Below are 25,613 nucleotides of genomic sequence, written 5' to 3'. Positions count from 1 at the left end.
ATTCCCGTTATCGATAGGTAAAAAGGTTAAATAGAGAGTACACCGCACAAGCGGCTCCGCACAGCGGGTTTAAGCAGTCTTCGCCGTTTTTGCCGGCTGGCCACTTTTAGCTTTACTGCCATTGGCCGCATCACCGGCCAAATTTTTCTTACTGCCGGTCTTAAAATCTGTCTCGTACCAGCCGCCGCCCTTGAGGCGAAATCCCGCTGCTGAAATCTTCTTGTGCAACTCGGCCTTGTCACAGGCAGGACAGTCTTTGAGGGGGTTGTCGCTCATGCGCTGCAAGGCCTCCATCTCGTGGCCGCAGGCATTGCACTGGTATTCATAGATCGGCATTACTCGGTACCCGATGCTGGAAAAAGGGGGACAGAGTATACATGAGCCCCCCAGAGGGAAGAAGCAGGCACCCCCTTTTGGCCTTTGTAGAAGGGGTTTGGGATCTCAAAACAGGTACAAAATAAGGAAAAAGCACTATTTTTCTAGTATTTTCCCGTGCGGCCAAACAAAAACTATATATACTTCCCACCATCACCCGCTGAGACGCCGTTTTGTGGATGCAGCGCAGCGGGAGACCGAACACACTTTTACCGGATATACACCGAACAACAAAGAAGGAAGTAAGCTATGGCAATCGCCAAGAAAGCTGCCAGCAAAACCACTGCTGCCAAAAAGGCTCCAGCCAAGAAAGCCGCTGCCGCTCCAGTTAAGAAAGTAAAAGCGATCAAAGAGAAGTTCACCAAAACCCAGGTGCTGAACCAGATCGCAGAAAATACTGAACTGTCCCGCAAGCAGGTACAGTCTGTTCTGGACGAGCTGAGCGATATTATTGAAGGCCACATCAAGAAGCGCGCTGTTGGCGAATTCTCCCTGCCGGGCCTGATGAAAATCACCACTGTGAAGAAGCCAGCCAAAAAAGCCCGTAAAGGTATCAACCCCTTCACTGGTGAAGAGACTGTCTTCAAGGCCAAGCCTGCAAGCATCCAGGTAAAAGTTCGCCCGCTGAAGAAGCTGAAGGAAATGGCTGAGTCCTAAGACTCCCAGCCTCAGGCACTAAACCCCGCAACTGCGGGGTTTTTTTATGCCCCTATATACCATCTAAAGATTGGCCATAGCCCCATTCTTAGCTACACCAATTACCCTTTTTACCACGCCCTTATCAATATCAGCAGGGTGTAGCTTCCATAAAAAATAACCGATCCCATACGGGAGTCTATCCGGCAATATTTATTAGCTGATGAATAGCGTAAAATAACCAGCTTACCGATAATTGAACCCAGTTTATTCCTATGCGCGCATCCCGTTACCTTATCGCCACCCAGAAAGAAACGCCCAACGACGCGGTAGTAATCAGCCATCAGCTGATGCTGCGCGCCGGTATGATCCGCCGTCTCTCCTCCGGCCTCTACACCTGGCTGCCCACCGGCCTGCGCGTACTGCGCAAAGTAGAGCGTATTGTGCGTGAAGAGATGAACAGTGCCGGTTCCCTGGAAGTATTGATGCCGGTAGTGCAGCCGGCGGAGCTGTGGGAGGAGTCCGGCCGCTGGCAGCAGTACGGCCCGGAGTTACTGCGTATCCAGGATCGCCACTCCAATGACTTCTGCCTGGGCCCAACCCACGAGGAAGTTATTACCGACCTGATCCGCAATGAGATCAAAAGCTACAAGCAGCTGCCTGCCAATTTCTACCAGGTACAGACAAAATTCCGCGATGAAATTCGCCCGCGTTTTGGTGTGATGCGCGCGCGTGAATTCACCATGAAGGATGCCTACTCCTTCCACATTGATGCGGATTCCCTGCAGGAGACTTACGACATTATGCACGGCGCCTACTGCCGCATTTTTGATCGTATTGGCCTGGACTACCGCCCTGTGCTGGCGGATACCGGCTCTATCGGCGGCTCCAGCTCCCATGAGTTCCACGTTCTGGCACAGAGCGGTGAAGATGATATCGCTTTCTCCACCGAATCCCGCTACGCCGCCAATGTTGAGCTGGCCGAAGCTTTGGCCCCTGCTGGCGAGCGCGCCGCACCGAGCCAGGAAATGCAGGAAGTACACACGCCAGGGCAAAAAACCATCGCCGATGTCAGCGAATTCCTGAACAGCGACCCCACCCATTCGGTAAAAACCCTGATCGTTCTGGGTGAATGCGAAGAGGGTGAAACCGCGCCCCTGGTTGCGCTGGTGCTGCGCGGCGACCATGAACTGAACGAACTGAAAGCAGAAAAGTTGGCCGGCATCGCCAGCCCATTGCAGTTCGCCCCGGAGCAACGTATTGCCGATGAACTGGGCTGCAATATCGGCTCTTTAGGGCCCGTCGGCATGAAGCTCGAAACCATTGTGGACCGAGCTGCGGCACACTTGGCGGACTTTATCTGTGGCGCCAACCGCGACGATTACCACTTCACCGGCGTGAACTGGGGCCGCGATGTGGAACTCGGCCGGGTTGAAGACCTGCGCAATGTCGTTGCCGGTGACGCCAGCCCCGACGGCCAGGGCACCCTGGAAATCAAACGCGGAATCGAAGTCGGCCATATATTCCAGCTGGGTGACAAATACAGCCGCGCCATGAACGCCACCGTACTCGATGAGAACGGCAAGGAGCAGGTCATGTCCATGGGCTGTTACGGCATCGGAGTATCCCGGATTGTCGCCGCCGCTATTGAGCAAAACCACGACGACTCCGGCATTATCTGGCCAGACGCCATAGCGCCGTTCCAGTTGGCAATTGTGCCCATCAATATGCACAAGAGCGATGTGGTACGGGAAAAGTGTGAGCACCTGTATGAATCCCTGCGCAGCAAAGGCGTCGATGTACTGCTAATGGATGAGCCCAAGGCTCGCTTGGGTGGCATGCTCGCAGATATCGAATTGATTGGTATCCCCCACCGCATCGTTATCGGCGACCGCGGCCTGGAGAAAGGCATTGTGGAATACAAGGGCCGCGCCGATGCTGAGAGCCAGGAGTTTGCGGTATCCCAGCTGGAGGAAGTACTGCTGGAGAAATTCGGCCTGCGCTAATCTGATGGTGAAATAGATATTCCTTATCTATCTCAAAATACCTCCGTGAAATACCAACACAGCACTTTAAGTCCGTTGGTATTTCACAGCCCCATTCAATTCAAATGCCTCTCCCTGTCCAGATTTGCGTAAAAGGTCCATAAAAGGCGCTACCCAATCTCTCTGGATCTCGTAAAATTCCCAATATGATAAGAAAAGCTATTACCGCGATGGGGTTCTGCCTTATCTGCTGCAGTGCGATATCCCAGACTAACACCAAGCAAGTGGACCCCGAGTTGCGGCTCGCCCTGCGCGAGGCCATTACTCAGGCAGACAGCTTTGTCGATCGCTTCGATGCGGAGGTGTGGCTGATGTCAAAATCCCAGCCCCTAGCACGCTACATCAAAGACCCTAAAAGGCGCATGCACGTTCTTAAGGCTGTGCATCGCGAGGCAACTCGAGCGGGTTTACGCCCGGAAATTGTTCTAGCGGTAATCCAGATCGAGAGTGCCTTTAACCCCTACGCAGTATCCCGGGTAGGCGCACAAGGCATGATGCAGGTAATGCCATTTTGGAAGAAAGAGATCGGCCGTCCCGGTGACAACCTGATTGATATGGATACCAACCTGCGTTACGGCTGCACCATCCTCAAGCACTACATCAAAAAAGCGAAGGGCAATCTGGCTAACGCCCTCGCCTACTACAACGGCAGCTATGGCCGCCACACCTATAGCAGTAAGGTGCTGGATGCCTGGGCCAACCGCTGGAGATAAGTCGTGACTTCAGGCTATTTATTTTTTTCCGGCGGGGCCTGCGCCTTACTCTTACTGGCCGCAACCAAGGTTTCCGTCAATCACCGACGTCTCGCGGCGGGCCGCTGGCTGATTTTGGTTTTGATCGGTGTTATCTGTTATTTACTGTTACCGACACTCCCTCCCCTTGTCGGGCTCATGGGGCTGCTGATTCACCTGCCGGTGATTCTGGTGCCCGCCGCCTTCTGGCTGTTTACCCACTTGCTCTGTCGCGAGGAAGAATCCTTTCCCCGCTGGGGTTGGATGCCTATCGGCCTCTCCATTGCCTTTAGTGTCGCCGCTAGTCACTCGCCAATCCCTTTAGGCAATAGCGCCGAAGAGGTTTTTTTTAATCTGTCCCAATTTACCCGCTTAGGTCTGATTGGCCTGGGCATGCTCACTCTACTCGGGCAGTTTCACTCGGATTTGGTCGAGGAGCGCCGTCGCTTGCGCGCCATACTGTTGATTGCGGTGGGCACTTATATGCTGATCGTTATCAGTGCTGAATCATTGTTTGCCTACCGCCCCGTCCCCAATGGTGTGCCAACTCTTCACGCCCTACTCGCCAGCCTGCTGTCCCTGGCAGCCTGTTTATGGCTGCTTGCGCTCTCACCCAGCGCCCTGGGCGACTCTCTACCACAACCAGCAACAGATATCCCTGAAGAGGAAGCCCCACCTCCAGCACCTGTACCAACCTTGGATGAGCAGCAGCAGATGCAATTGGCTAAATTGCAAAAGCATATGGAAAGTGGAGGCTATCGACACACCGGGTTGACTATTCGCGAACTGGCGGAGCAACTGGATACCCGCGAGCACCTGCTGCGTACACTGATAAACCGCCACTTGGGCTATCGAAACTTCAATGAATATCTCAATCAATTTCGCATTGATGAGGCCAGCGCCCGCCTGGCCGATCCGGAACAGGCGCATCTACCAGTGCTGACCATCGCCCTGGATATCGGCTACCGATCTCTCAGCCCGTTTAATGCTGCTTTTAAGCGTCGTCACAACCAGACCCCAACCGAGTACCGTCGCGACAAGCTGCCCGCCTAAGAGGGCAGCAATTCGGAATTCGTCAGCATTTTTTCATTTTCCGTAAGCCTCAGTCAGCAAAGCCCCCCAGACTGCAGGCACTGATGCAAAAGCTCCCCATGTGAGTAGCACCTAGAATCCCAATAGATCCTCAATATCCAACGCTGCCCGTTTAGCAACGCCGATGAAAAAGGATGGTGAAAAAGATGGATTTCTTCGCAGATGTGGCTGATTACGGAACCACCCACTTTAAATTGACCCTATTTCGCTATGTGTTGGCGGCTTCTGTGATGAGTATCTGCGCGAGCTGGCTGTTTCGCGCCTGGATGAACCGGCGCCGCATCCAAAAACGGCGTGCTAGCTGGGGGGATATTCGCCGGGAAGTCAGCTACTCCATGCTGACCGTTTGTATTTTCACCCTGTTTGGCATCAGCATAAATTTGCTACAGGATATGGGGATCGCCAAGCTGTATTGGAACTGGAATGACTACCCGCTCTGGTGGAGCATCTTGAGCCTGCCTGTGGTAATTCTCCTGCATGACGCCTATTTCTACTGGACCCATCGGGCAATGCACCACCCAAAGCTGTTTAAGCACTTCCACAAGCTACACCATATGTCGCGAACCCCAACTCCCTGGACTGCCTACAGCTTTTCTATCGGTGAAATATTTATCAACGGACTTTTCTCTCCACTGATCGCCCTAACGATACCACTGCACCCAAGTATCTGGCTTAGCTTCCTTTTCATAATGATTTTCCGCAACGCCATGCTGCATACAGGCCGCGAATTCCACCCACGCAGCTGGGTCGATGGCGTGCTGGATAATATGACCACCACAACTCATCACGACCTGCATCACCAGCGTTTTCAGGGCAATTACGGTTTTTACTTCACTTGGTGGGACCGCCTAATGGGCACGGAATTTAAGGACTACAAAGAAGTTTTCCGCCAGGCTGTAGACGGCAAACTACACGGCGGACAGCAGGTGGAAACTACCACGCTGGAACAGCACTCCGCAGATGACAACTCTGGGAAAATAACCGCCTGATCAATGGCTACAGTGCAATCACTGGCTTTCAAAGTAGAGAGTCAACGGAAGTGTTATCAAACTGATAAAAGAGGTGGCAACCACCATTGCGGATGCAACACCGCCATCGCATCCATAGCGTTTCGCCAGTACGGCGGCGATCGCCCCAGAGGGCATTGCCGCCTGTAAAACCAATAGCTCCCGCTCGATGTGCGGTAACTCAATTGGCATTGCCAGAGCCCATGCCACCATAGGCTCTGCCACCAGCTTTAACAGGACGACCACCAGTATCAGGCCCGCCAGTTGGCGCACAGCGATGGGGCGCAGGGCCAGACCGATACTAAATGCCACCAGCACTATCAAGGATTGTCCGGAAATCCGTAATATATCCTCCAGCAGCTGCACAGTAACATTCCCCTGGGGCAGGCCAAATAGGGAAATAATTGTGCCTAAAACCATCGTGATAAAAATTGGTGATACAAAGAAAGGCTTACAGGCCTGCCAAACATTGACCTGCTCTCCCTCATCCCGGCCGAAATAAATGGCCACAGCAACACCGACAGTAAATACAGATAAAAGTGCGCCATATTCACCAATGAGAACACTGTCTCTCATAACCAGAGGGTTATCGTGAAAAATCCGACGAATCAGCGATAACCCTAAAGTCGAAGAGCCGCCAAAACCCGCGACCAACACAATCGAGCCGAGGGTCTTACGCCCCAGCCCCATCAATTTACCCACTGCCCACGCAGGCACCATGATTGCAATACTCACAGCAAATAAGGCCAGTGCGGGAAGAAGAGCCTGGGAAGAGAAAGGGACTTTAATCAAGCTATGTAAAATTACTGCGGGCAGCGCAAAGTCTGTTGCCAGACGCCCAAATACTCCTTGCTCTTCTCTAAGAATCACCCCGCGACTTCGCAACCAAATCGCGCAGGCACAGAGCGCAACCAGGATAACCAGAGCTTCCACCAAACTTTGGAATTGAGACATGACTCATATCCATCAGTGACAGGATGCGGCAAACACCAGGCCAGACTTCTCTCAGTATTAACACGAAAAGTAAGAACTGCCCACAGGCCAAAGTCACCGGTGAACAGAGCTAAGGGCGATCCCAGTATTTAGCTGTTTTGGATTAATGCCCGTGTTGCAGGGGAAGCCAACGAGATTCCCGATAACAGTAGAGTCCCCAAATTACCATGATCACTTCCAGGGCGAAGAACAATAAATTGCGTTCATCGAAGCTACCGCTGGAAAACATGCCAAAGAGACGGCCAGCCGCGAATCCAATGTAAGAGATTGAGAGTGAAGCATAGGCGGCACGGCGGTGAGGGCGCATGGCCAACGCAATCAGTAAGAGAATGGCGATTGCCAACATAAAGCCCGCGTAAGTTGCAAGAAACTCGGGCACAGCGGTAGGTGAGGTAAATGTAAATCCAATAGCCGCGGCAAACGACTCCGGATTAAACAGGGCCCCAAGACCGATAGACGCAAAAGCCAATAAATTGAGAGTCAGGTAGACTCGCCCTAAATATTTCAACTGCCACTCCCCTGCACCAGCGGTGATTACCAGCCTCTGGATAGCAGCTTTCCAACCGCTGTCGCTACACAGAAGCCTGTCTAAAGTATATATGAGGTTACAGCCGCCACTCTTTCAATTGGATCACCAACCTCACAAAATGGACATAAAAGGGAGGTAAGTTCTTTAAATTCGTCACAGGATCAAGCCAGACTACCCGCCTGGCAGCTAATTCAACCGATTAGAATCCCCGAAGAAAACGACTCAAAACAACATGGGCACCCGCCACCTGGGCCAGCCCGAAATTAATCTGGCCGACTAGAGACACCACATTTAACACGCTTGTACAAGAAGGCAGGGTTTACTGCAACAAAATTGTCATACGCATGGCACAGACTGAGCAGCTCTCCGCAATCTCTAGGCTAGATAACTATTAATCATGCTCAACTCTTTGAGCTGGGGCTTCAAGCTATTGAACAAACAGCAAAGAAAGCAAGAGAAAGGATTCTTGACCAGCTGGCAACAGTCTCTATTCGCTGTAGGTATCGTCGAAGAATAAGGATCACTTTTTGACCAGCATGTCAGAAAGTGCAAACGAAAGCCGCACCACAAATAAGGAGCAGGCAGTGGCATTAAACCTGCCCACTGCCTGGCCTGTTCCTAATCCTGGAAGAGAAGCTCCAGTGGATAACCGGTAAAAGGCTTGGTTTTCTCGATCACCAAATGCGAAGTCATACGCGAGATAGCGGCCTCCTCATTGGCCAGTAACTGCTCGGAAACCCGGTTGAAATCTGCCGCATCAGGGCAAATAAAGCGCAGCATATAATCGAATTCACCAGACATCTTCACGCAGGAAACGATCTGTGGGATATCACTGATAATTCGCCGGAAGTTTTCACTGGTGCGCGCATCCTGGCGCTTCAGGGCCACATTCACATAAAACTCAGCGTGGCGCACCTTGTCCAGATTGATCTCGGCAAGGAACTCACGGATATAACGCTCACTGGTAAGGCGCTTCACCCTGGCCAGGCAGGCGCTCTCCGACAAGCCAATTTGTTCACTCAAATTCAGGTTGCTAATACGGGCGTTAGTTTGCAGAGCCTGCAAAATACGCAAATTATGCCGGTCAATTTTCACGGAACTGATTTCTTTTGAATCTGAAAGGGGGCAAGGATAGCGGTAATCGCCGGAGGCTGAAACTCTATAACCTCCAGAGATGAAAAAGCCAGCCCCCGGCAAGAGAGGCTGAGAGCTGGCTACCGCCACTTGGGTTAACTAGCCTGGCGATTAGCGCAGGTGACAAAACGCTCGATTCGGTCCAGAGCGCGTGACAACTCACTGTCATCGGCCGCTAGCGTCAAACGCACATGATTCACCGCACTTTCACCAAAAGGTGTACCCGGCAATACTGATACCCGCTCGGCTTCTAGCAGGGCCTCGGCGAATACCTGACCAGAGCTGGCCAACTCGGAAACATTGACCATCACAAACATACCCGCATCCGGGCTGTAACAGCTAAGCCCCGGAATTTTGCCGATTCTCTCAACGATCAAATTGCGGCGACGCTCATAGGCGTCACGCATCTGTTTCACGAAATAGGTATCGAACTCCAGGGCAAAAGCCGCAGCTTCCTGGATAAACTGTGGACAGCCGAAGATAGTGGCTCCGGCGAATGCCGCAAGGCGCTCCACCAGGGGGCCACGCGCTACCGCCCAGCCCAGACGCCAACCACTCATGGCATGAGACTTAGACAGACCATCAATCACCACAATATTGTCCAGAGACTCTGCTGCTGTGCGCAATGAGGTATGGCGGCGGGCAAAAGTGATCATGGAGTACATTTCATCGGACACCAGCCAGATGTTGCGCTCACGGCAAAAGGCAGCCAGTTCACGCAACTGTTCGGGAGTTGCCATTGCTCCGGTGGGGTTGACCGGGGTATTGATCATGACCACTCGGGTCTCTTCGGTGACTGCCGCTTTGATCGAGCCCACATCGAACGCAAAATTCTGTTCCGCCGGGCAGGCTACGCGCTTTACAGACAGCCTGAGACTGTCACAAATGGGGACATAACCGATATACATCGGTTCTGGGATAACAATCTCCTCACCAGGGTTCAACAGGCAGGAAAGTACTGCGTAGATAGCATTGGTACCGCCGGGAAACACCACAACATCATCGGGATTGCAGGGATGGGGTGATACCTTACTCTCGATATCCGCGATAGCTCGGCGCAACACCGGCTCACCGGCGGCAGGAGAATAATGAGTCCGCCCGACACCCAGGCGAGCGCGGGCAAAATCCAGAATTGGCTCGGGGGTATCGAAGTTGGGGTCCCCCACACAGAGGAAAATGACATCCTCCCCCTTATCGGCAAGATCATGGGCCCGGTCACTGACCGCCCAGACATTGGAATCCTCACAGTTCAGAGCCTCGCTTTGAAGGCTGAATTGGGGGGTAAAATCTGTCACGTTTTTCACTATTTATCTGCCATTTATGCCTGCTAAGGTAGCAACCATCAAAGTAATCTATACCGCTATATAGCCGCATATTTCGCATTACTCAGGAGTTTCTATGGGTATTACCGCAGAAAATTCTGAAGACATTGTCTACGCATAAAGGTGGGATAGACTATTTGACATCAACCGGTCATAAAATATCTATCGCAGGCGACCGAGCAGCCTATTAGGCAGATGCCAGTACATCTGCTCCCTCCGATCACACACAGAAACAGATTCTCCAAACTGGCTCTATAAACGAATCCAGACTCCATAGATGGCGCTCAGTCTTGGGCGCATTTCAACAGCAGAAGAAAAGATAAGAGTCATACATCCTTCACTTACCGCCAAGCCCCCAGTCAACCCCTCCCTACCGACTTAACTGAGGCAAATGTGCCAGAAATTATCTTTGGCGGCCTCTTTTTTCTGCAATCCAGGCCCATATATTGATTTCGAGGGAATAACGAAAACAGAGGGTTACTGTAATGAAGAAATATCTAGCGGTTGTATTCTTGCTTATCTCATCGCACGGCTTCTCCGCCACCTTCTCAGCAGAGCAAAAAAAGTCTCTCATTGATGCGCTTGAGTTTGAGATTTCCAACCGCTATATACTTCAGGAGAACATCCCCTCAATTCGTGAAAGCTTGCAAAAAATTGCACACTCCGAGGCCCTAAAAAAAATTAAAACTCCAAAACAAACAGCCGATCTACTTACTAAGGCACTGGAAAAACACGATAAGCATTTTGGTGTACGTTGGTACGATCCAAACATCCCAAAGAAACAACCGAAGCGAGAGGATTGGTTCAGTAAACTGGCCAGGAAAAATTCTGGTTTTACGCGCGTTGAAGTGCTCGAAGGTAACATTGGCTATATCGATTTCTGGGGCTTTGATCATGTCAACGAAGTCTCAAAGAAACGCCTAGAAGCCGTAATGACCTTGATTGAAGATACCGATGCCATCATCTTCGATCTTAGAAATAATGGCGGCGGTGATGGCAATATGGGCCGCCTAATTAGCAGTTATCTTTTTGAGAAGCCCACCCACCTGAACAGTATTTACTGGAGAGCAACAGATAGCACCACCGAATTCTGGACTTTCGAAACCCTCAATGGCAAAAGAAAAGCCAAAGTGCCAGTCTTCGTTTTAACCAGTAAAGATACCTTTTCGGCCGCGGAAGCATTTACTTATTATCTAAAACATCTCGAACGAGCCACAATTATTGGCGAAGTCACCAAAGGTGGAGCCCATCCCATACAATTTCTCAGCCTTGATAAGGAGTTCAAGGTATCAATTCCTATCGCAAGAGCTGTAAATCCAATTACCAAAAGCAACTGGGAAGGTACCGGCGTTTTACCAGATATTATCGCTTCAAAAGAGGAGGCTTTTGATATTGCTTACCAAAAGTCTCTACATATCATTCAAAACACAACAAACAACCCACAACAACTCAAGGAAGTTAGTGAACAGTTAGAAGTAATGACTAACAAAGAAAAACTCAACTAGATCAACTTCAGCCTGAGTGATTTCCTCGAATGAAGAACTTAAAGAAGAATTTTAATCAGATAAAACATATTGGTGTTGTTGGCTGCTCCTCTGAGGGTGCAGCCCTATGCTATAAAACAATTTGCACAGAGAGTGGTAAATATCTTGGTGAACATGCTCACCCTGAGATATCCATGCACACTCATTCACTGGCTCGATATGTAGAATATTTAGATTCCAATGATCTTCAAAGAGTTGGCGATCTAATGCTCTCTTCCGCTGACAAGCTCAAATCCCAGGGGGCCTGTTTTCTGATCTGCCCCGATAATACTATTCACCAAGCCTTTGACTATGTAATAGAGAGATCCCCCCTACCCTGGCTACATATTGCCGACAGTGTTATTGCTGAAGCCACCATCAAGGGCTATAGAAAGCTGGGCCTACTCGGTACCCGATGGTTAGTTGAGAGCGACGTTTATCCGTCCAAACTAGAGACCGCAAACATAGGTTGGTTACGGCCGCCTAAGAAGGCTGTTAAACGGATCGGGCAGCTGATTATGGGCGAGTTAGTCACTGGGGTATTTCGACAGGAAACAGTGCAATACTTCGAGGACACTATTAACAACCTCAAACAGGATGGATGTGATGCAGTAGTCTTGGGTTGCACCGAAATACCATTGATTATCGATGATAGTAATTCTGCGTTACCAACGTTAAACTCTAACCACCTTTTAGCTGAGGCCGCGATAAAAGAGGCGATTGTAGCCTCTTGAGTCAGGTGTCAGTCAAAGAATCATAGTACCAACTTTCAATTAGTTAAAAGTTTCTAGCAGTGACTCCTCACCTACCAGCTGTATTAGCTACTCTTCTGTCTCTAATTCCACTAAGCGCGACAGCCAATATCTACAAGTGGACCGATGAGAATGGTCAAGTTCACTTCAGTGACAAGAAAATAGAACATGTTAAACAAGAAGTTATTAAGCCTAGAAAGCACAAGTCTGATTGGTCTCGATATGATATTTCCGTCGAAGCCATTGACACCAACCTGAGCAATCAGGAATTAAACAAGATTGTTACAGACGTCAACCTCGTCTATGAATTTTACGATCGCGTTCTGTTTTTTGACTTTTATAAAACGGTACCCGTTAAGGTCTTGATTCTAAAAGATAAAAAGGCCTACTACGAACACCTAAGAAAGAGAATGGGAAAAGAACCATCAGCCTCTTATGGGATATATTTCTCTCAAGATAACCAAATTATTGTTTACATCCAAGAGGATAGAGCCAGAACATTCCGCACTATTAAACACGAGGTTAGTCATGCAATAACCGATACTGTCACTCCCTACGCCCAATCCTGGTTAAATGAAGGTTTGGCCGAGCAGATGGAAACACTCACTAAAGTGAACGGGCAACTGCGCATCACTAGTCACTGGGAAAATTATAGATGGGTAAATCCTCTCAAGCGCCATGAGAGGCTTATGGATATCAGTACATTCCTTAGGCTCCCTAACACAAGATGGCGACATGCACAAAGAAATGGGACTGCGCCTTTACAAGCACAGGCCGGGCAATTTTTATACTTTCTATTATCAACACCAGTCGGTAAAAGCTTTGTAATTCGTTTAGTCCATAAGCTGGAGCGTGGTGATCGTACGCACTCGTATTATCTGGTCGATAAAGACTATATTGGCGGGATCAGAGGTCTGGAAATCAACTGGAGAAATTGGTTAAGTGGGGAAACTGATAAACATATCAACTTTTAAAACAAAGATTTAAGCAAATTTAGACAAAAAAATATTCGGTTTAAACTATGAAAGACTTAAGAGTCGCAGGCAAGCTCCTTCAATTCAATGGGTGGCTAACACTTTTGTTTGGCATATTATTAACTGCCATTTATATATACAGTCAGGGGGCGGCCTTTACTATCAAAGCAGCAGCCCCAGCTATTTTATTTTTAAGCTGGTGTGCAGCACTTATCAGCATAGGAGGAAAGATAAAAAGCGGGGCTAGAATTTATAAAATTCCCGGCATTATTGCTGCATTACTCAGCCTAATAACTTCGCCCATAGGCTTTATTTTTGGCCTGGCTTCACTGTTTTATCAAATCAGGGGAAAAGACTCTTTTCTAAATAGCTGACTTGAGTAACTGAGGGCGCCTTCCCCTCAGCACTCCATCAACTGATGAGGACCGACCATTTAGTACATATAGCCAGAATATAACACTCATGGATTTTATATGAAATTTACTCGCTTATAGCTCAGCAAACAACGCAGTCAAGCCTCCCAAATTCAGGAAACCTGCAACACCATATAACTAACAACCACATAGCGCAAAAGCTTACCTGCCGTCACCAAAATCAAAAACCATAACAGCCGTATTCTTAACACCCCCGCCATAACGGTTAATGGATCTCCAACAACTGGAACCCAAGCAAAAGCTAATGAAATCAGGCCATATTTTTTAAAACGCTGCTCAGCCTTTACAAATTCATTTTCTGACATCCTTAACCATTTTTTTATAATACCCAAACTGGCCCAATAGCCAAGAGCATAATTCACCAATGAACCGGCCACATTACCAATTGTTGCAACAGTCACCAATGCAACTGGAGAAAAACCATTGATCAGCAGAGTGGTTAATACGATCTCCGAACTTACTGGCAAGATTGTTGCCGCTAGAAATGCTGAAACAAAAAGACCGACAAAGCCTAATTCGACCAAACTCCCCATTTAACAAAAACATCCTCCAGGAAAACCATAAGAATCCTATAGGGTTTATGCAAAAAAATTTACTATCTTACCCTTGCATTAACCCCTAAAACTGTCAATACCCATACTCAAGAAAATAAATATACTCCCCTTGAGCAATCACATACCTCAACTCCCCAACACTACTAATTTCCTAGCTAACTTATTAGCAAGTTAGCAATAATTACAGAAAGATAGAATTTCAAAATATCACTCCAGACATTCAACTAGAAATAAAATCATTCTGGCATTTTACGTAGGCTTTAACCTAAAATTCAAAAATCTCGAACTAGATAGACTTTACTCCAGCATGAACCCAATCCTAGAAGAAACTATTCAATGTCCCTACTGCGGCGAACACTTTAGTACACTCATTGATATTTCTGTACTTCCGCAAGAATATATAGAAGACTGCCAGGTCTGCTGTAAGCCCATAGTTTTTCACGTTACCGCTGACCTAGAGGGCTCTATTTCTATCAATTTATACAGGGAGGATGAGTCGTTTTGAATACTATCAAATAGTCGACATAGTTCTCTTCTATTTATCTAGAGTACCTGCTCTACAAAACTTATCTCTGCCTACCAACCTGCCTCTGAACATGGTTATTTAAGGTTGGCAAATACCTCTATCGCTCGCTTGCGCCCGGCACTCACATCACAAATTACTTGGGGATACCCTTCAATCATTGGGGGCTCATGAATCTCCTTATTACTTAGTGAGGAAATTTCCGGCACATAATGTCGAATAAACTCTCCGTTAGGATCGAACTTCTGCGACTGGCTATAAGGGTTAAATACCCGGAAATAAGGTGCTGCATCCGTACCGGTTGAGGCGGTCCATTGCCAACCGCCATTGTTTGAGGCAAAGTCACCATCAATCAAGTGCTGCATAAAGTAGCGTTCACCCCAACGCCAGTCGATCAGCATATTTTTACTCAAGAACGAGGCGACAATCATTCGTAAGCGGTTGTGCATCCAGCCGGTTTCATTTAGCTGGCGCATTGCAGCATCGACAATAGGCACTCCGGTTTCTCCACTTGCCCAAAGGGAAAATAATCCTTCATCATAGCGCCAAGGAATTTGTTCTGTTTCCTCTTTAAATGGCCTGCCCATACTCAAGCGGGGAAAGTCAGTCAGTAAATGTGTATAGAATTCCCGCCAGATAAGTTCGCTGATCCAGCAGGCAATCCCTTCATCTCCACCCTGCCAAAGGCCTTTATTCTGGCTGAGGGCCATCTTGACGCACTGGCGAATAGAAATAGCTCCACTATTTAAATAAGGGGAAAGGCGAGAGGTACTATCTTTCGCTGGAAAATCTCGTTCGGCCTGATATTGATCAATAATTTTGGCAAAAACTTTCAAGCACTTTTGCGCAGCTTGCTCACCACTCTCCCAACCTTTAACCCTACCTGATCCATCAATATTGAGCGAGTAGCCCAATAACTGGCTAGGAATTTTCTGCGTTAGTTTTCGATTACCTTTTACATCCACTGCGAACCACTTCGGCCAATGTTTGCTATTGGCAGAAGGTGGTATTTTCCTGGGCGTGGGCAAGGGCTTAACCTCGCTCCCTGCACATAACTGGATTAGGGCACGCTTGAAAGGGGTAAACACTTTGTAGGGATCACCACTCGCCGTTCTCACTGCTCCTGGCGGTAATAAGGTGCGGTCACTGTAGTATTCAACCGAAACATTGTGTTCCAGCAGTTTTTCTCGAACGGCATTGTCTCGACGCAGCTCATTCAGAGGATACTCAGCATTGGCAAACAATGCCTCTACTTTCAGACGCTGAATAATTTGCTGCAGCGCCTCCGGAACCAAAGAAAACTCAGGGACTTCGAGGAAGTACAGGGGAATATTGCAAGTTTGCAACTGCCCTTGGAGTTTCTGCAAGCAGGCCATACGAAAAGAAACCAGTGCATCGCCTTCATCGTGGTTTTTCCAGGTTTCTGGACAGGCGATAAAAATTGCGGCCAATTGTTCGCATCGAGTACTGGCATGATACAGCGCCGAATTATCCTGTATACGCAAATCGCTGCGGAACCAGACTAGGCCCCGCTGTATTGATATTTGACGGCTCATCGCTTCAGCTGCTCCCGCAGTTGCGTTACCACGAAGTCTGTAGTACCTGATAATACTGATATCATCGGTATTTTCTTTAGGTTATCCAAGCTGGCAGACTGTAACTCTACGAAATCCCCCACAAGCCTTAGAGGCTTGCTTAGCTCCTGAAATGAGCGTGGTAATTCCTCCTCAAGTAAGGGTTTTGGCTGTGCCCGATGGCTGTACCAGAGCAGCGCATGCACATCCAGCTTTCTCATATTTTCAGTAAGCCCCGGCAGAACGGCCCGATAATCCAAAACCACTACGCCAATACCGGCAGCCAAAAGTGTGGCGCAAAATAATTGCACAAAGGCCCGCTGATCTTCACCGGGGAAATCCAGCAATAGGACTCGACTCTCGCAAGCCAAACGATCTTTACTTAAATTTCTGCGAGCTATGCCGTTGGCCAATAACAACTGTTCATTAACCAGCTGCCAAAAGAAACCTTGCGCGGCTTGCGATCGCCTCAGCCTAGCCAACTCGGTATGCAGCGGCTTGAGCCAATGATCGAGTAATAGTGATGCCGGTAAGGTGGAAATCCAGTGGTCCAGTTGCTTGCGAAGCTTTGGCTCGTCAAAGTTTTGTGACAAGTTTAAGGCTTCATCGATCATCTCACGCCAACCACCTGCAGTGTTTGCCTCTCTCTCTTTGGCTGACAGGGAGGATGGACCACGTGCCAATAATTCCCGCACCTGTCCAATAGCTACACCTCGGGCCAGGCAGGCCAGTACCTCTTCGATACGCCTGACCTCTTCTTCACTATAAAGTCGGTGCCCCTTGCTGGTTCTGGCCGGTGTTAACAGGCCGTAGCGCCGCTCCCAGGCCCGAAGGGTGACAGGGTGCACGCCGGTACGACGCGCTACCTCACGAATTGGTAAGCTGGCTTCAGTAGGGGGGGCAATCTCAACCATCACAATTCTCAGCGAAATTCACACAGACCCAGCTCTGCCGGCTCAGCGGCGAGCAACACCTGGCTGTGGATAAACTGGTGAGGAGTGCGCGGCAAATAATGGCGCAACATCGTTAGCACTGCCGACAAAGGCTTATTACCCTGACGGTATTCGTCAATGAGTAGCGCCAGCTCGGCTCTCTCCTCTTTGCTCAGGTAGCTCTTCAGGTGGCCCTGGCTGTGCATCAAGGCGTTGGTGCGGTCCTTACGGCTGGCCAACTGGCTGAGAATCTCCATTATTTTACCTCTCACCTCATAGGCAAACTCCTCCACCGGCAATGCGCGCGAGTTAGAAACAAACTGACCCAGTGCACGGGTCATTGGCTGACTGTGCGCCAACAGTAGATATTTATAAGCGGTGTAAAATTCAATGACCCTGGCTGGGCGCAGGTCGGTGGCCACATAGCGATGCCAGGCGTCGTAAGCAAAAACACGGGTGAGGAAATTCTCGCGTAAATCGCTGGCATTGAGCCGCCCCACTTCTTCCATAGGCAAATGGGGAAAATGCTGGCGCAGGCGTGCCGCGAATAAGCCGGAGTCGTGCGCCAGCACCCCGGTACCATCTTCTTTATAGTGGGGAGTGGTTCGCACTCCACAGCTGGGAGATTTCTGCATCAGAATAAAACCACGCAGATTCTCCACTTCAGGGACAATCGTATCCGCATAGTCCTCTAGAGCCTCGGTAACATCTAAGTTCTGATCTTCCCGGCCAACCGCACGCAACCGGTCACTCACAATAAGGTGAATAGGCGGTCTGGGCACGCCCATGCCAATGGCAACCTCCGGGCAGTAAGCCTGCAAGTCAAAACAATTGCCCAGCAGTTGGGTGCAGACTTTACTGTGCTTGTGGCTGCCGTTGTAACGCACCGGATCACCCACGGCGCAGCGGCTAATGCCCACCGGAATTTTTTGAGACAAGAGCTGTATATGCATAGTTTTGCTGCACAGAATCGGTTCACGTTCTTCTTTTATAGACTCTCACAACTAGTTGTACAAGAGATAGCTTTGTACAACTTTTGGAAAGTAATCAAGTCTCTATGGCCGCTTGCGCCCATACACACCATAGCTACAATGCAGGGCCGCATTTTTACCGAGCGGCAGGGCTGTGATTCTTTATCTCACCAGCTACCCCGGCAATTTGCGGCCTCCTCCTCCCCGAAAGTACGGATTAGCTCATGATTCCAGCATTGCGCGAAGTCGACGAGGTTCAGGCGCTCTATTTGCAGTTTTTGCAGGAGCTTGCAGACGCGGGTTTCCGCGGTGACACCACACCCAGTTACGCCAGCCGCACCGTTTTAGCGACCGATAACTCTATTTACCAAGTTCTACCTCAGGCAGTGGTATACCCACGCAATCACCGCGACCTGCAACTACTGGCGGAACTGGCCGAACAGGAGGAGTTCCACTCCGTAGTGCTCTCACCCAGAGGCGGTGGCACCGGTACTAACGGCCAATCGCTTACCGATGGGCTGGTGGTGGATATCTCCCGCCATATGAACCAGATCCTTGAGATCAATGTGGAAGAGCGCTGGGTTCGCGTACAGGCTGGCGTGGTAAAAGACCAGTTGAATGCCGCACTTAAACCCCACGGCCTGTTTTTTGCGCCAGAACTTTCTACCAGCAACCGCGCTACCATCGGTGGCATGATCAATACGGATGCCTCAGGCCAGGGATCCTGTGTTTACGGCAAAACCCGCGATCACGTGTTGGAATTACACACAGTGTTAATGGGCGGGGAGCTGTGGCACTCCACTGTTATAGGGGACGCTCAGCTACAAGAAATATGCGCTGAAAATAGCCGCGTTGCAGAGGTGCATAAAACCTGTGACAAGATTGCCAGGGAAAAAGCCGAACTCATCGAGCAGAAATTCCCCAAGCTCAATCGCTGCCTCACCGGCTACGACCTGGCCCATATTCGTGAAGGCAACCGCTTTAATCTCAACAGCGTATTGTGCGGTTCCGAAGGCACCCTCGGATTTATTGCTGAAGCCAAACTCAATCTGCTGCCCATTCCCAAGTGTGTGGCTCTGGTCAATTTAAAATACGACCACTTCCAGGAAGCACTGCGCGATGCCAAGGACTTAATGGGCGCAGGCCCCATGTCGATCGAAACAGTGGACAGCAAAGTACTGCAACTGGCCATGGAAGATATCGTCTGGCACAGCGTCAGTGAATTTTTTCCCGCAGAGGATCGCCCGGTCAAGGGTATCAACCTGGTGGAGTACGCTGCAGATACCGAGGAGGAACTGGAAAAAGCTCTGCAGCAATTTATTGCACATATCGAGGCTGCCATTGGCCAGCCAGGCAAGAGCTTCGGCTATTCTGTCGCCCGCGGCCACGCCGAGGTGAATCGTATCTGGGCCATGCGCAAACGCGCGGTGGGTTTGCTGGGCAACGCCCAGGGGGAAAAGCGCCCGATTCCCTTTGTAGAAGATACTGCCGTACCACCAGAAAACCTGGCCGATTTTATTGCCGAATTCCGCGCAGTGCTGGATGAGGCCGGCCTCGACTACGGTATGTTCGGCCATGTGGATGCCGGCGTATTACATGTACGCCCGGCAATAGATATGAAAGATCCCCAACAGGCCGCACAAATTCGTCCCATCACCGACCGGGTGGTAGCACTGACACAAAAGTATAAAGGGCTGCTGTGGGGAGAACACGGCAAAGGCGTTCGCTCCGAATATGCCCCGGAATTTTTCGGAGAGCTGTATCCCGAGCTGCAGAAAATTAAATCCGCTTTCGATCCACGCAATCAATTAAACCCCAGCAAAATTGCCACACCCAATGACAGCGCCAGCCTGCTGAAAATTGATGTGGTGAGCACCCGCGGTGAATACGATCGACAAATTCCCGCGCAAGTATGGGAGGGATACGACGAGGGTGTGCACTGCAACGGCAACGGTGCCTGTTTTAATTGGAATCCAGACGATGCCATGTGCCCTTCCTACAAGGCCACGCGCAACCGGATCCATTCCCCCAAAGGGCGTGCCTCGCTGATGCGAGAATGGTTGCGTCTATTGAGTAAACACGATGTAGACGCAGTAGCCAGCGCGCGTAAATACCGCGAGCGCTCTTTTTTTGTCGGCCTGCCCAAACGCATCGTAAATACCCTGGCAAAAACCCGCGGCGAGTACGACTTCAACCACGAAGTCAATGAAGCCATGCAGGGCTGCCTAGCCTGTAAATCCTGTGTAGGGCAATGCCCTATTCGCGTGGATGTGCCGGAATTTCGCAGCAAGTTTTTGGAGCTTTATTACAGCCGCTACCTACGCCCGCTAAAGGATTACGCCGTGGGCGGACTGGAATTCCTGATGCCGCATCTAGCCAGACTACCGCAATTGTACAACTGGCCGCTAAAGCTGAAGCCTGTATCTTTTTTGATGGAGCGTGTTTTCGGCATGGTGGACAGCCCACAGCTCTCACAAAAAACCCTGCAAACCAGCATGAGAGAACTGGGAGTACCCACCGCTACAAAAGCCTGCCTGGATACTCTGGGGCCCTCCCAGCGCAGCCGCGCGGTCATCATTGTGCAGGATGCCTTCACCAGCTATTTTGATGCCGAAGTGGTAGCGGATATTTTGCGCCTGCTCAAACAATTGGACTTTGTGCCGATTCTCGCTCCCTATCGGGCCAACGGCAAACCCCTCCACGTTCATGGTTTTTTACGCCAGTTCCAACGAATTGCCGAAGGCAATAGTGAGATGCTTAACAACCTGGCGGAGAGCGGCATCCCCCTGGTGGGCATTGATCCCTCCATGACCCTTACCTATCGCTCTGAATACAAGAAACTCCTAGGGGAACGCGCTCCGAAAGTACATTTGTTACAAGAATGGCTGGTTCAACAAGAAGATCACCTGCAGCAACAGCGCGCTCGGGTAAAACCTGGCAGCTTTCAACTACTGCCGCACTGCACCGAGCAAACCAATGCCGCCGCCTCACTCAAGGATTGGCAAACGGTATTCGCCGCCCTGGGCCTGGAGCTGCAGAGTGAAAATCTCGGCTGCTGTGGTATGGCTGGGACCTATGGCCACGAGACCGCGCATAAGGAAACATCGCGGGTGATCTTCCAGCAGTCCTGGGCTCCCAAACTCAATGGTGGGGAGCACAACCAACTCGCCACCGGATACTCCTGCCGCTGCCAAGCCAGCCGCTTTGCAGGTGTTAGTCTGCGCCATCCTCTGCAGGGATTACTGGCACAACTCGATAACTAGGGATTTACTGACGTATGAGGGCCGTAACTATGGCCCCATACGTCATCGGGCCAAGCGTGAAAATCCCTATGCATAAACCACTGCCTCATTTATACATATTTTTTTATGCACTTTTCTGCCTAACCGCACTATTAGCGGCAGTCTCCCTTATTTCGGACGTTCTCCCCAACAATACCCAGACTCACAGCGCTCAATCTCACGGGGGAGAAACCCTGGGGGCGATCCACTGGGTCAACGAAGCGGAGGCACTCGCCCGCGAGGGTAATTTTGGCGATGCCTTGCCACTCTATGAAAAAGCCATTTCCGCTCTCGGCGCCTATCCCTCCCAGCAGCACACCCTGCGCTACCGCTACGGCATAGTACTAAATGCCTTGGGGGCCAAATCGAGGCCAGATCTCTACCCGCTGGCGCGGGCCCAGTTTCAATCAGTTCTGCGCTACCTGGATTCAGGTGCACAACTACCTCACTCCAGCGCAAGAGTGCGCTCTGCCCTGGCACACACTTACCACCGCCAAGCTGCCAGCGAAGAGTTGGCCACGCAACGTGAACACCTCCTCAGCACTGCTTATCTCCTCTATAAAAGTGCCCTGGAAGGTCTGCTCAATCAGGAGGAATGGCACAACCTTTCTATTACTTATTTCAATCTTGGGCAGGTATGTGAGTGGCAAGGAAATCTTGAAGAGGCCATTCGTTGGCTGGAGAAAGCGGTAGAACTGGATTTACAGCACAAATTACCCGACCTAAAAGAGGATAGTGACTATTTGGCTGCGCTTCGCCAGCAGGTAGAACCGGTACAGCAGAACCGGGGAACCACCCTTTAGCCCTCACTTTTCCCCAAATTCTTTGCCAGAAAATGAATCGACGAAGCCGTTTTGCTGCGTTAAACCACGTTTTTTCTTCAATTCAGACTAATTTGGTGGGGCAGTCACAAATAGTTTCAGGGAAATTTTTTACTTTTCTCATCTGAATTAGAAAGCCGATCCGGAAAAATAGCTTGTTAACCGTAGGATGACATCGCTGTCACTGTAAACCCCACCTAAAAAATGAAATTTCTTAATCATAAAAAAATAGGAATTCTGTAACCATCAATAGCGTATAAGCGCGAACAAAACCCTTAAATATAAAAATAAAAAGGGTTATTGATTTCAAGCACTCACAATAACCAGCCATTCTTTAAGGTCTTTTGTCGCCAAATAAGAAAAAGTTGCCTCAACCCAAATCCCCAGTAATATAACCAGCGTTGATTAAATATTGATCAACCATTTCCAAAAGCACTTGGAAATTTCGTAAGCACCTTTTGGCTTGCGACCATTTGATTCCTGGAGGTAATGGGACATCATGAAACAGACTCTGCGTAACACTGCTTTTTTCATCGCCGCCCTGCTTGCTATTGGTGTGAGTGTCAATGCATCAGCCGCTCTTAAGAAAACCATGATTGTCGACGCTACCGCGTATAACTCGGTGCCCGGCCAGACAGATAGCGACCCTTGGGTAGCTGCCTGGAACAACCGCCTGCGTCCAGGCGATAAAATCATTGCCGTTTCCCGTGATTTGGAAAAACACGGCCTGACCAACGGCGCTAAAGTACAGATTGAAGGTCTGCCCGGTACTTACACTGTGCGTGACCGCATGAACAAACGCTTCACAAACCGTATTGATGTTTGGATGGAAAAAGATATCCGCAAGGCTCGCGCCTGGGGTAAGAAGAAACTGAAAATTGTTTTTGAACCGGTAAAGTAAAGCAGAACTGATTTCAACGACCCTTTTGGCCCCGCCCTCCAGCGGGGTTTTTTTATTTCTGCCGTTAGGTAAACAATCAATAGAGAGAATTACTGCTCTCTAACTTTATGCCATCGATTATTAGTAATGATTAGTTAGAGGCTTATTCAAACTTATGCGCTTGGAACGTTGAAAGAAGAGATCTCTGCATCCCTGCATCTCTGCATCTCTGTATCTCTGCAGCAGAGTCTACTTCCTATAGTCTCACCACAGATAGTCGAGCCTCTACAACAGAGTTGGGTAGCCACCCTTTAGCTCTTATTTACCCCATTTCTTTGCCAAAAAAATCAGTGACGAAGCAGTTTTTCCACCTAAAATCAGGTTTTCCCTGCAAAGCAGACAGTTTTGGCGGAATGGTCACAAATAGTTTCAGGGAAATTTTTTACTTTTCTCGTACGAATTAGAAAGCCGATCCAAGAAAATAGTTTGTAAACCGTAGAATGACATCGCTGTCACTGCAAATCCCACCTAAAAAATGAAATTTCTTAATCAGAAAAAAATAGGAATTCTGTAACCAGTAGTAGCGTCTAATCACAAACAAAAATCTTAAAAGTAAGACTAAAAAGGGTTATTGGTTTTAAGCACTCACAATAACCAGCCATTCTTTAAGGCCTTTTGTCGCCAAATAAGAAAAAGTTGCCTCAACCCAAATCCCCAGTAATATAACCGGCGTTGATTAAATATTAATCAACCATTTCCAAAAGCACTTGGAAATTTCGTAAGCATCTTTTGGCTTGCGACCATTTGATTCCTGGAGGTAATGGGACATCATGAAACAGACTCTGCGTAACACTGCTTTTTTCATCGCCGCCCTGCTTGCTATTGGTGTAAGTGTCAATGCATCAGCCGCTCTTAAGAAAACCATGGTTGTCGACGCTACCGCGTATAACTCGGTGCCCGGCCAGACAGATAGCGACCCTTGGGTAGCTGCCTGGAACAACCGCCTGCGTCCAGGCGATAAAATCATTGCCGTTTCCCGTGACTTGGAAAAGCACGGCCTGACCAACGGCGCTAAAGTACAGATTGAAGGTCTGCCCGGTACTTACACTGTGCGTGACCGCATGAACAAACGCTTCACAAACCGTATTGATGTTTGGATGGAAAAAGATATCCGCAAGGCTCGCGCCTGGGGTAAGAAGAAACTGAAAATTGTTTTTGAACCGGTAAAGTAAAGCAGAACTGATTTCAACGACCCTTTTGGCCCCGCCCTCCAGCGGGGTTTTTTTATTTCTGTCGTAAAGTAGGAATCAGAGTAAAAAGTGGATGACCGCTAATTACTTACCGGTCCATTATTAATAAGGACTTGATTAGAGAGCACTATAATTGTTCTCTCGAGGCCCTTATGCAAAGAAGCCCCTGAAACAATGCCGGCTCACTCTCTCCTCAAATGACTGAAAAAGGCCACAATTTCTAGGGCTCCATTTCCATCAAAATCCCCGGTAATTCCTTACAGTTCGCACTCTCCAAATGGAAAACACTCGGCTGATGCCCCTCTACGTAACGGTGCTCCAGATTTTCACCCGTGAGTAAAAGCAGGTATTCAGACTTGATCCAAACATCCCCCGACCGGTACTCGGTCAACCATAACAGTGAAGGCAGCCCCTCATAGCAATAGCCGTAAAACATGCGGGTTTTTTCTACCAGCTTTTTCGTCATATAGTCGAGATACCGCCCCGGATAGGTATAACGATCACCATCTGACTGATTATTACCAACTACATCACCCGGCCTGGCAATACGGCGTATATAAATCGCTAGATTCTCATCGCAATCAATGCAGTGGCGCCCCGCCACTATTGCGTAACCATGCAGCTTCGCAACTAGGCGAACCTCCTTGAGGTCTGCATAAAGCTGCTGTTGGGCAAGTGGCACCAAGGGGTCGGCATGGAGGGGAAGGGGCGGGATCTGCAAGCAGACCATGATAAAAATACCGCGCATTATCATGGGGAAGGCAACCGCTGGTTTGGTAGCACCGCCGGAGACAAAAGCTCCACAGTTGCCTCGCGACGGCGCTGTGATTGGGGTGTGCTGTCACACAGTCGCGATTCCCTTCACCATAACCATAGCAGTTATCGGCATATTGGGCGCAAAGAGCCGCCTCCCAGGACTACCGGGAAGACATCCACCAGCAGCAGGTGCACTTTGAGGTCACAGCAAAACTATCTACCAGCCGCCATCCGCTTCTTGAACAGGGCCGACAAAAGTAGAGATGCCCTCTTCCCGCAAAGCGTCCAATGCTTCCTCAAGGGCATCCTGCTCTGTCTCAAAGGCATCCTCCCACACGGTGGAATTGTTATTCTCATCGACAATTTCGAGCAGCCAACCGCCCTCACCATCCTCGAATATATCGATTTGCACAGATACCTCGCCCTCGCGGTAGATCTGGCTCAATTCTGACTCTTTCGGTGCAAATTCTTCGCCCATGGGGTTCACCTCGCTATGACCCTGAAAATTCGGCCAGAACTTTGAC

25 protein-coding genes are annotated in these 25,613 nt (G+C 49.5%); 14 read left to right on the top strand and 11 right to left on the bottom strand.

The features are described 5' to 3' along the window. Positions 1-69 precede the first annotated feature (69 nt). The gene (locus ACJJI0_RS19095) at positions 70-336 is read right to left on the bottom strand and encodes an FmdB family zinc ribbon protein (RefSeq protein WP_252084617.1); all 267 of its coding nucleotides are present in this window, start codon (positions 334-336) and stop codon (positions 70-72) included. A gap of 288 nt (positions 337-624) precedes the next feature. Here ACJJI0_RS19095 and ACJJI0_RS19090 point away from each other — a divergent pair, with 288 nt between their 5' ends. The 5 genes from ACJJI0_RS19090 (at position 625) to ACJJI0_RS19070 (ending at position 5,868) form a co-directional block, all read left to right on the top strand. Further along, complete coding sequence (locus ACJJI0_RS19090) at positions 625-1,032, top strand: HU family DNA-binding protein (RefSeq protein WP_252084616.1); 408 nt, start codon at positions 625-627, stop codon at positions 1,030-1,032. 254 nt (positions 1,033-1,286) lie between these two features. Then, positions 1,287-3,017 carry a proline--tRNA ligase gene (locus ACJJI0_RS19085; protein WP_444883805.1) on the top strand — a complete coding sequence of 577 codons (1,731 nt, stop codon included), beginning with the start codon at positions 1,287-1,289 and terminating at the stop codon, positions 3,015-3,017. Positions 3,018-3,226: 209 nt separating this feature from the next. Then, entirely contained in the window at positions 3,227-3,769 is a 543-nt protein-coding gene (locus ACJJI0_RS19080) for a lytic transglycosylase domain-containing protein (protein WP_444885956.1), read from the top strand. A 3-nt stretch (positions 3,770-3,772) separates the two neighbouring features. Next, positions 3,773-4,840, top strand: a complete 1,068-nt coding sequence (locus ACJJI0_RS19075; RefSeq protein WP_444883804.1) for a helix-turn-helix transcriptional regulator — start codon at positions 3,773-3,775, stop codon at positions 4,838-4,840. Positions 4,841-5,025: 185 nt separating this feature from the next. Continuing rightward, positions 5,026-5,868 carry a sterol desaturase family protein gene (locus ACJJI0_RS19070; RefSeq protein ID WP_444883803.1) on the top strand — a complete coding sequence of 281 codons (843 nt, stop codon included), beginning with the start codon at positions 5,026-5,028 and terminating at the stop codon, positions 5,866-5,868. 18 nt (positions 5,869-5,886) lie between these two features. Here the strand turns inward: ACJJI0_RS19070 and ACJJI0_RS19065 are convergent, their stop codons facing one another. The 4 genes from ACJJI0_RS19065 to ACJJI0_RS19050 form a co-directional block, all read right to left on the bottom strand. After that, positions 5,887-6,840, bottom strand: a complete 954-nt coding sequence (locus tag ACJJI0_RS19065; RefSeq protein WP_252084612.1) for an AEC family transporter — start codon at positions 6,838-6,840, stop codon at positions 5,887-5,889. Between the two features lie 142 nt (positions 6,841-6,982). Further along, positions 6,983-7,387 (bottom strand): DUF4345 family protein, encoded by a 405-nt coding sequence (locus ACJJI0_RS19060; protein WP_444883802.1) that lies wholly within the window; start codon positions 7,385-7,387, stop codon positions 6,983-6,985. Positions 7,388-8,026: 639 nt separating this feature from the next. Then, positions 8,027-8,503: an Lrp/AsnC family transcriptional regulator gene (locus ACJJI0_RS19055; protein WP_226644702.1), complete on the bottom strand. Its 477-nt coding sequence runs from the start codon at positions 8,501-8,503 to the stop codon at positions 8,027-8,029. 134 nt (positions 8,504-8,637) lie between these two features. Continuing rightward, positions 8,638-9,846, bottom strand: a complete 1,209-nt coding sequence (locus ACJJI0_RS19050) for a pyridoxal phosphate-dependent aminotransferase (RefSeq protein ID WP_444883801.1) — start codon at positions 9,844-9,846, stop codon at positions 8,638-8,640. A gap of 503 nt (positions 9,847-10,349) precedes the next feature. Here ACJJI0_RS19050 and ACJJI0_RS19045 point away from each other — a divergent pair. Genes ACJJI0_RS19045 through ACJJI0_RS19030 form a run of 4 tightly spaced genes read left to right on the top strand, consistent with a single transcriptional unit; the run spans position 10,350 to position 13,487 of the window. Continuing rightward, entirely contained in the window at positions 10,350-11,369 is a 1,020-nt protein-coding gene (locus tag ACJJI0_RS19045; RefSeq protein ID WP_444883800.1) for a S41 family peptidase, read from the top strand. A 29-nt stretch (positions 11,370-11,398) separates the two neighbouring features. Beyond that, complete coding sequence (locus ACJJI0_RS19040; RefSeq protein WP_444883799.1) at positions 11,399-12,121, top strand: aspartate/glutamate racemase family protein; 723 nt, start codon at positions 11,399-11,401, stop codon at positions 12,119-12,121. Between the two features lie 59 nt (positions 12,122-12,180). Next, on the top strand, positions 12,181-13,113 hold the full coding sequence (locus ACJJI0_RS19035; RefSeq protein ID WP_444883798.1) for a DUF4124 domain-containing protein: 933 nt from the start codon (positions 12,181-12,183) through the stop codon (positions 13,111-13,113). Positions 13,114-13,160: 47 nt separating this feature from the next. Continuing rightward, on the top strand, positions 13,161-13,487 hold the full coding sequence (locus ACJJI0_RS19030) for a hypothetical protein (RefSeq protein ID WP_444883797.1): 327 nt from the start codon (positions 13,161-13,163) through the stop codon (positions 13,485-13,487). 152 nt (positions 13,488-13,639) lie between these two features. Here ACJJI0_RS19030 and ACJJI0_RS19025 read toward each other — a convergent pair whose 3' ends face one another. After that, entirely contained in the window at positions 13,640-14,080 is a 441-nt protein-coding gene (locus ACJJI0_RS19025; protein WP_444883796.1) for a YqaA family protein, read from the bottom strand. A gap of 328 nt (positions 14,081-14,408) precedes the next feature. Here ACJJI0_RS19025 and ACJJI0_RS19020 point away from each other — a divergent pair, with 328 nt between their 5' ends. Further along, positions 14,409-14,606 (top strand): CPXCG motif-containing cysteine-rich protein, encoded by a 198-nt coding sequence (locus ACJJI0_RS19020; protein ID WP_444883795.1) that lies wholly within the window; start codon positions 14,409-14,411, stop codon positions 14,604-14,606. 95 nt (positions 14,607-14,701) lie between these two features. Here ACJJI0_RS19020 and ACJJI0_RS19015 read toward each other — a convergent pair whose 3' ends face one another. The 3 genes from ACJJI0_RS19015 to ACJJI0_RS19005 are packed head-to-tail and all read right to left on the bottom strand — an operon-like array spanning position 14,702 to position 18,083. Then, entirely contained in the window at positions 14,702-16,180 is a 1,479-nt protein-coding gene (locus ACJJI0_RS19015) for a cryptochrome/photolyase family protein (RefSeq protein ID WP_444883794.1), read from the bottom strand. Continuing rightward, positions 16,177-17,112 (bottom strand): MerR family transcriptional regulator, encoded by a 936-nt coding sequence (locus ACJJI0_RS19010; protein ID WP_444883793.1) that lies wholly within the window; start codon positions 17,110-17,112, stop codon positions 16,177-16,179. Before ACJJI0_RS19010 ends, ACJJI0_RS19015 begins: the two co-directional genes overlap by 4 nt. An 8-nt stretch (positions 17,113-17,120) precedes the next feature. Continuing rightward, entirely contained in the window at positions 17,121-18,083 is a 963-nt protein-coding gene (locus ACJJI0_RS19005) for a YbgA family protein (protein ID WP_444883792.1), read from the bottom strand. Between the two features lie 242 nt (positions 18,084-18,325). On the opposite strand from ACJJI0_RS19005, the gene ydiJ reads away from it, so the two are divergent. The 4 genes from ydiJ to ACJJI0_RS18985 all read left to right on the top strand — a co-directional run bounded on the left by ydiJ (position 18,326) and on the right by ACJJI0_RS18985 (position 24,315). Next, on the top strand, positions 18,326-21,364 hold the full coding sequence (ydiJ, locus tag ACJJI0_RS19000) for a D-2-hydroxyglutarate dehydrogenase YdiJ (protein ID WP_444883791.1): 3,039 nt from the start codon (positions 18,326-18,328) through the stop codon (positions 21,362-21,364). Between the two features lie 68 nt (positions 21,365-21,432). Continuing rightward, complete coding sequence (locus ACJJI0_RS18995) at positions 21,433-22,185, top strand: tetratricopeptide repeat protein (protein ID WP_444883790.1); 753 nt, start codon at positions 21,433-21,435, stop codon at positions 22,183-22,185. A 517-nt stretch (positions 22,186-22,702) separates the two neighbouring features. Then, positions 22,703-23,104 (top strand): 3D domain-containing protein, encoded by a 402-nt coding sequence (locus tag ACJJI0_RS18990; RefSeq protein WP_444883789.1) that lies wholly within the window; start codon positions 22,703-22,705, stop codon positions 23,102-23,104. Between the two features lie 809 nt (positions 23,105-23,913). Next, positions 23,914-24,315, top strand: a complete 402-nt coding sequence (locus tag ACJJI0_RS18985; RefSeq protein ID WP_252084600.1) for a 3D domain-containing protein — start codon at positions 23,914-23,916, stop codon at positions 24,313-24,315. Between the two features lie 238 nt (positions 24,316-24,553). Here the strand turns inward: ACJJI0_RS18985 and ACJJI0_RS18980 are convergent, their stop codons facing one another. After that, complete coding sequence (locus ACJJI0_RS18980; RefSeq protein WP_444883788.1) at positions 24,554-25,063, bottom strand: hypothetical protein; 510 nt, start codon at positions 25,061-25,063, stop codon at positions 24,554-24,556. A 243-nt stretch (positions 25,064-25,306) separates the two neighbouring features. Next, the gene (locus ACJJI0_RS18975) at positions 25,307-25,567 is read right to left on the bottom strand and encodes a hypothetical protein (RefSeq protein WP_252084598.1); all 261 of its coding nucleotides are present in this window, start codon (positions 25,565-25,567) and stop codon (positions 25,307-25,309) included. Positions 25,568-25,613 lie beyond the last annotated feature (46 nt).

It is taken from the genome of Microbulbifer mixtoriginis (SeqCode), assembly GCF_052466695.1.
The sequence above is the reverse complement of the archived record's forward strand: the minus strand, read 5'-3'. Positions and strand labels throughout refer to the sequence as shown.

Bases quoted from the DNA above. Each gene is read 5' to 3' on its own strand.
- ACJJI0_RS19095 (WP_252084617.1), bottom strand. From the start codon at position 336: ATGCCGATCTATGAATACCAGTGCAATGCCTGCGGCCACGAGATGGAG.
- ACJJI0_RS19090 (WP_252084616.1), top strand. From the start codon at position 625: ATGGCAATCGCCAAGAAAGCTGCCAGCAAAACCACTGCTGCCAAAAAG.
- ACJJI0_RS19085 (WP_444883805.1), top strand. From the start codon at position 1,287: ATGCGCGCATCCCGTTACCTTATCGCCACCCAGAAAGAAACGCCCAAC.
- ACJJI0_RS19080 (WP_444885956.1), top strand. From the start codon at position 3,227: ATGGGGTTCTGCCTTATCTGCTGCAGTGCGATATCCCAGACTAACACC.
- ACJJI0_RS19070 (WP_444883803.1), top strand. From the start codon at position 5,026: ATGGATTTCTTCGCAGATGTGGCTGATTACGGAACCACCCACTTTAAA.
- ACJJI0_RS19065 (WP_252084612.1), bottom strand. From the start codon at position 6,840: ATGTCTCAATTCCAAAGTTTGGTGGAAGCTCTGGTTATCCTGGTTGCG.
- ACJJI0_RS19045 (WP_444883800.1), top strand. From the start codon at position 10,350: ATGAAGAAATATCTAGCGGTTGTATTCTTGCTTATCTCATCGCACGGC.
- ACJJI0_RS19040 (WP_444883799.1), top strand. From the start codon at position 11,399: ATGAAGAACTTAAAGAAGAATTTTAATCAGATAAAACATATTGGTGTT.
- ACJJI0_RS19030 (WP_444883797.1), top strand. From the start codon at position 13,161: ATGAAAGACTTAAGAGTCGCAGGCAAGCTCCTTCAATTCAATGGGTGG.
- ACJJI0_RS19025 (WP_444883796.1), bottom strand. From the start codon at position 14,080: ATGGGGAGTTTGGTCGAATTAGGCTTTGTCGGTCTTTTTGTTTCAGCA.
- ACJJI0_RS19020 (WP_444883795.1), top strand. From the start codon at position 14,409: ATGAACCCAATCCTAGAAGAAACTATTCAATGTCCCTACTGCGGCGAA.
- ACJJI0_RS19015 (WP_444883794.1), bottom strand. From the start codon at position 16,180: ATGAGCCGTCAAATATCAATACAGCGGGGCCTAGTCTGGTTCCGCAGC.
- ACJJI0_RS19010 (WP_444883793.1), bottom strand. From the start codon at position 17,112: ATGGTTGAGATTGCCCCCCCTACTGAAGCCAGCTTACCAATTCGTGAG.
- ACJJI0_RS19005 (WP_444883792.1), bottom strand. From the start codon at position 18,083: ATGCATATACAGCTCTTGTCTCAAAAAATTCCGGTGGGCATTAGCCGC.
- ydiJ (WP_444883791.1), top strand. From the start codon at position 18,326: ATGATTCCAGCATTGCGCGAAGTCGACGAGGTTCAGGCGCTCTATTTG.
- ACJJI0_RS18995 (WP_444883790.1), top strand. From the start codon at position 21,433: ATGCATAAACCACTGCCTCATTTATACATATTTTTTTATGCACTTTTC.
- ACJJI0_RS18990 (WP_444883789.1), top strand. From the start codon at position 22,703: ATGAAACAGACTCTGCGTAACACTGCTTTTTTCATCGCCGCCCTGCTT.
- ACJJI0_RS18985 (WP_252084600.1), top strand. From the start codon at position 23,914: ATGAAACAGACTCTGCGTAACACTGCTTTTTTCATCGCCGCCCTGCTT.
- ACJJI0_RS18980 (WP_444883788.1), bottom strand. From the start codon at position 25,063: ATGGTCTGCTTGCAGATCCCGCCCCTTCCCCTCCATGCCGACCCCTTG.
- ACJJI0_RS18975 (WP_252084598.1), bottom strand. From the start codon at position 25,567: ATGGGCGAAGAATTTGCACCGAAAGAGTCAGAATTGAGCCAGATCTAC.